Annotated in this window: 3 protein-coding genes; all 3 read left to right on the forward strand. The window is 38.1% G+C overall.

The genetic code is table 11. The annotated features are described in order from the left end of the window. Window positions 1-343: 343 nt before the first annotated feature. On the forward strand, window positions 344-1,966 hold the full coding sequence (locus OU792_RS18180; RefSeq protein ID WP_274670999.1) for an HsdM family class I SAM-dependent methyltransferase: 1,623 nt from the start codon (window positions 344-346) through the stop codon (window positions 1,964-1,966). Next, entirely contained in the window at window positions 1,947-3,311 is a 1,365-nt protein-coding gene (locus tag OU792_RS18185) for a restriction endonuclease subunit S (RefSeq protein ID WP_274671000.1), read from the forward strand. The genes OU792_RS18180 and OU792_RS18185 overlap by 20 nt, the downstream gene beginning before the upstream one ends. 15 nt (window positions 3,312-3,326) lie before the next feature. After that, window positions 3,327-3,842 (forward strand): hypothetical protein (locus OU792_RS18190; protein WP_274671001.1); only part of this gene is annotated, 516 nt, incomplete at its 3' end.

A 3,842-nucleotide genomic window follows, 5' to 3' on the forward strand; every position in this document is an offset into this window, starting at 1 on the left:
ACGAATCTGCACTTCCACCCACTGACCGAGATTACTCATGACAGTTTTATGAAGGTATAGATCCAGAAAGTGGATTAAAAGTACTCACCTCAGATGGAGAATTAGATGAACCAGAATTGATCTTAGTACCTGCAAAATTAGAAACTGGAGCTTATGAGATCGAGGTAACCCGCAAAGGATCAAATATCTATAGAGTTCAGGGCACCTCCTACTACATCGAAACAAGATATTGCTATGAATATGCAACATATCAAGATGTAATTTTGAAAGTTGAAAGTCAGTATGGTTACACCAAAGGCAAAATTTATTTCGATTAAAATATCCTGAAAATCAATAGATTAAAATGACCGAGAACCACCTATTTGAAAGTAAAACCAAACTCTTGATCGATGGACTGAAAAGTACCTGTGCTAATTATGGACTGGGAAATGACGGCAACGAATTCAAGATTATTACCCAAGTATTTCTCTACAAGTTCCTCAACGATAAATTTATCTACGAACTCAAAAAGCTGAAACCAAATCTAGTTGCTGCCGAAAATCTAGATGAGGCCATTCGTATGATTCCCGAGGATGAATATGAATTGTTAATGCTCCAACTCAATGAGGGAACTGCCCGCTTGCAGCCGGAGCAATTTATATCCAGACTGTATCAGCGTCAGTCTGAACCTAAGTTTTCGGAGATTTTTGATACTACCCTATTAGCTATCGCAAAAGAGAACAGCGATATCTTCTCCGTGATCACTGAGGAAGGTGAGAAAATCGTCCTCTTCGAAAACATCTCCAAGTACATTACCGACAAGCGAGATGATTTCTGCAAATCCATCATCAATAAACTGGTTCACTTTAGTTTTGAAGAAATCTTCAAGGAGAAGTTTGACTTCTTCGCCACGATCTTCGAGTACCTGATCAAAGACTACAATACCAACTCAGGCGGTAAATATGCCGAATACTTCACCCCGCATGCCGTCTCCAAGATTATGGCTCGCTGTCTGGTGCAAGGCGAGGTGAGTAATGTCTCGTGCTACGATCCTTCGGCGGGTTCTGGTACCCTGCTGATGAATCTGGCGCATCAGATCGGAGAAGATCGCTGCATGATCTATTCTCAAGATATCTCCCAGAAATCCTCCAATCTACTTCGACTTAATCTGATCCTGAATAACCTGGTGCATTCCATTCCTAATATAGTAAAGGGAAATACCATCCTGGAACCTTACCATAGGCAAGCCAATGGTGAGCTCCAGAAGTTTGACTACATCGTCTCCAACCCACCATTCAAGCTGGACTTCTCTGACTTTGTCGCTGATCTGGATACGAAGCAAAACAATGAACGCTTCTTTGCCGGTATCCCAAAAGTCCCAGCAAAGAAGAAGGAATCTATGGCGATCTACCTGATGTTTCTCCAGCATATCATGTATTCCCTCTCTCCTACTGGAAAAGCCGCGATTGTCGTTCCCACTGGGTTTATCACGGCACAAAGTGGCATCGAGAAAAAAATCCGTGCACGGATGGTCAGAGAAAGGATGCTGGCGGGAGTAGTCTCTATGCCTAGTAATATCTTCGCCACCACAGGCACCAATGTCTCTGTGATCTTTCTGGATAAAGAGAATACAGGTGATGTAATCCTGATTGATGCATCCAATCTGGGTACAACCGTAAAGGAAGGGAAAAATCAAAAGACCTTACTCTCCACAGCTGAAGAGGATCGAATCATAGCGACTTTTTCTGAAAAGAAAGCAGTAGAAGACTTCTCTGTGTTAGTCAGCTACGATGAAATAGAAGCTAAAAACTACAGTCTCAGCGCAGGACAATACTTTGAAGTGAAAATTGAGTATGTGGATATCACAAAAGAGGAGTTTAAAAATAAATTGGAAGAATTTAAAGAAAACCTAGCGTCATTTTTTTCTGAATCTAAAGTTTTAGAAAATCAAATTCAAAACAATTTAAATGGACTTAAATATGAATAAATATTTTTTTAAAGATATTGTTCTGAATAAAAATGGGTTTTTAAGAGGGCCTTTCGGCGGTGATCTAAAAAAGGAAATTTTTGTACCAAAATCTAAAAACACCTATAAAGTATATGAACAAAGTGTAGTTCTTCAATCAAATCCAGAAATTGGAAAGTATTATATATCTGAAGAATACTTTAATAATAAAATGAGACGATTTGAAGTATTACCCGGCGACTTTGTTGTTTCTTGCTCCGGAGTTAATTATGGGGCTATATATCAATTAAAAGAAAATATTGAAAAAGGTATAATAAATCAGGCATTATTAAGAATAAGATTAAATTTAGAAATTATAGATTCAAATTACTTTTTTTACTTATTCAAGCATCATATAGTAAATATGATAATTGGAAAAAAAGGTGATTCAACTATTCCTAATTTCCCCCCAATTTCAGTTATTAAAGAACTTGAGATAGAACTACCAGCAATAAGCGAACAAGTAGTTATAGGGAAATTATTAAAAGAAATCGACTCCAAAATAGAACTCAATAACAAAATCAACACCGAGCTGGAAGGAATGGCGAAGTTGATTTATGAGTATTGGTTTGTGCAGTTTGACTTCCCCTTTGACTTCGCGCAGGGCAAGCCAGCCGATGAAAGTTCCGACCCCAAAGATGTCAAACCCTACAAATCCTCTGGCGGAAAAATGGTCTGGAATAAGGAATTGAAGAGGGAAATTCCAGAGGGGTGGGAAGTGAAGGAGTTGAAAGATATAGCTTCAATAACTATGGGGCAATCACCTCCAGGTGAATCCTACAACGAAAATTCCGAGGGAACTGTATTTTATCAAGGTTGTACAGATTTTGGCAATAGATTTCCTACAATTAGAAAATTTACTACTATGCCAACAAGATTTGCGAATGAGGGAGATTTACTCTTAAGTGTAAGAGCACCTGTCGGAACAATAAATATTTCAAAAGAACACTGTTGTATTGGTAGAGGTCTAGCTGCGTTAGCTGCAAAAAATGGCCAGAAAACTTTTCTATTCGGCGTAATGCAAAATCTAAAACAAATCTTTGATAGAAGAAATGTTGATGGAACCACTTTTGGAGCAATTACCAAAGACGATTTATTCACAATCAAAGTAGTAAGGCCTGAAAAATCAATATTAGACCATTTTCATAAACTCACAATTACCAGCTTTAACAAGCAAAATAAATGTGAGTTAGAAAACATTCAACTCTCCTCTCTTCGAGATTGGCTATTGCCGATGCTGATGAATGGACAGGTGAGGGTTAGGGAAGCGGAATCAGAACTGAATTTGGCAGCAGAAGCTCCTAGAAAAGCTTACGAAAAAGGGTAAATCTTAAAACATCGAATGGCTAGACTTTTTCAAATAGACGACTGGAATGAGCAAAGCTGGTGGAACACGGGAGGAACTCGTGACAAAAAAATCTATTTAAATCCAGAAGATGGGGAGCGATACTACTTCAAGCAATCTTATCGAGTGGGAAAGATGGATTATAAATACGAATTTTGGTCAGAAATCATTGCTTTTGAGGTAGGGGATTTATTGAAATTCAACATTCTCCCTTACCACATAGCAAAGCGAGAAGGTGTAATTGGCTGTATTTCAAAATCTATGATTACGGATAAAGAAGAATTGGTAGAAGGAGGAAAATACCTTCAAGCCTTTGATCAACAATTCAAACCTGAAGATACAGCCTCAAGAAATAGGTACGATTTTCAACTCATCATCAACTCTTTCAGATCATTTCAGTTAGAAGCTCATCTTTCCAAGATTGTCGAAATGCTGATTTTTGATGCACTAATTGGCAATAGTGATAGGCATCAGGAGAATTGGGCATTTATTACTGAGCCTACAGAATTGAAT

The organism is Algoriphagus sp. NF, assembly GCF_028823735.1.
In the GTDB taxonomy this organism is placed as follows: Bacteria; Bacteroidota; Bacteroidia; order Cytophagales; family Cyclobacteriaceae; genus Algoriphagus; species Algoriphagus marincola.

What these genes read in the sequence shown, in the direction of transcription:
- OU792_RS18180 (WP_274670999.1), top strand. Translation starts at nt 344, where the DNA reads ATGACCGAGAACCACCTATTTGAAAGTAAAACCAAACTCTTGATCGAT.
- OU792_RS18185 (WP_274671000.1), top strand. Translation starts at nt 1,947, where the DNA reads ATGGACTTAAATATGAATAAATATTTTTTTAAAGATATTGTTCTGAAT.